The following is a 1,331-nucleotide window of genomic DNA, read 5'->3' on the forward strand; positions in this document are numbered from 1 at the left end:
GTTTTATCTTTGATGCTACCTCTTACTAATCCATTAACTGGTTTTGTGAAAAGGTTAACTCCATATCCGACAGGATACTTAGAAACTGCAATGCCGATACCTGATTCCCGGATCGGTTTTTCATTTGGATTCGGTACATTCGGTTCTTGTCCAATGAACCAAGAAAGCGGTTTATCTCCGACTAATAGATTTAAGTCGCACTTACCAATCCCAGGTACCTGTCCTGTTTCAGTGTATTGCCAGATATCGCATGGATATGCTGGTTTATTTCCACCATAACGAGGAATCCACGTAAAGTCTGCTTTCACTTTAGACATACCGAATTGTTCATATATATGATGACCTACGTAGAAACCTACTTTTTTAGCACCTAAACGATATAACTCATCAATGAAAGCTTGTGAGCCTGCTGCCATGTCACCCATCGTTTCCTTTTCTACATCTGCAACCCAGAATAATGCGTCTTTGTCTCCACGCGCCCAAAAGTCTCGTGCTTCTTTTTTAGCATCTTCTACAGATACGAAACGACAGAAAGCATAGTTTCCGAATGGTACGCTATGAGACTTCATAGAAGCCACGTATGATTTATACATTGGATCTACATAGTTTGAGCCATCTTGTACACGTGCAATCACTAAATCAAGTTGCGGAGCCGCAACTGACCAATCAATATCATCATTCCATTTTGAAATATCTACAATGTGTCCCATTATTGAACATCTCCTTTTTTCTCTTCTTGTTTTTGTTTGCCACCCAAAATTTCAACAGCATTTATTAATGCAGAAGGTAACATGATTCCTATACGTCCTGCATTTTCTAAGATTGATAAAAGCTCATTACCCATAAAGAAAAAGATGGTTGCTTCACGAATAGCGCTATTGCTACCGATTGCGGTGTCCAACTGCGCAGCCACCCCAACTAATAAAAAAAGCACTACCTTTTTGGCAATGCCTTTGAAACCAACTTTACTTTTCAATTCTCCGTTATATCCTGCTGCAATCATGCCTGTGATATAATCAATCGCTACCATTATTACCAGGATTTGAAAAACCGCATCCCAGCCTCCCCAGAAATATCCACAAAAGCCACCTAATGTAGCTATAAACGATTTTGTTAATATATTAATTTGATTCATTTGTTACACTCCTTAAAAAAAGCCCGACTCACAAGAGCCGGCTAAGCTATTATCGAATATCGAAGTGTTTCTCTTCTACAAATCGTTTGTTGTCAATTGCGATCCAACCATCTTTGCGAGAGTAAATGTCATACGCAACAGAACCCTTCACTTTATCTATGTAGCTTCCATCTGGAGCACCTGGTGCTGAGTATGT

General features: G+C 39.5%; 2 protein-coding genes. Both read right to left on the bottom strand.

Going from position 1 to position 1,331, the window contains the following annotated elements; translation table 11 throughout:
• Window positions 1–710, bottom strand: a 710-nt coding sequence (locus tag C564_RS0131520; protein WP_018768257.1) for a glycoside hydrolase family 25 protein, incomplete at its 3' end; no start/stop codon positions are given.
• Window positions 710–1,135, bottom strand: a complete 426-nt coding sequence (locus C564_RS0131525) for a phage holin family protein (RefSeq protein ID WP_018768258.1) — start codon at window positions 1,133–1,135, stop codon at window positions 710–712. The genes C564_RS0131520 and C564_RS0131525, both read right to left, overlap by 1 nt.
• Between the last annotated feature and the right edge of the window lie 196 nt (window positions 1,136–1,331).

Origin of the sequence: Bacillus sp. 105MF, from assembly GCF_000374885.1 — a bacterium.
GTDB classification, from domain to species: domain Bacteria; phylum Bacillota; class Bacilli; order Bacillales; family Bacillaceae_G; genus Bacillus_A; species Bacillus_A pseudomycoides.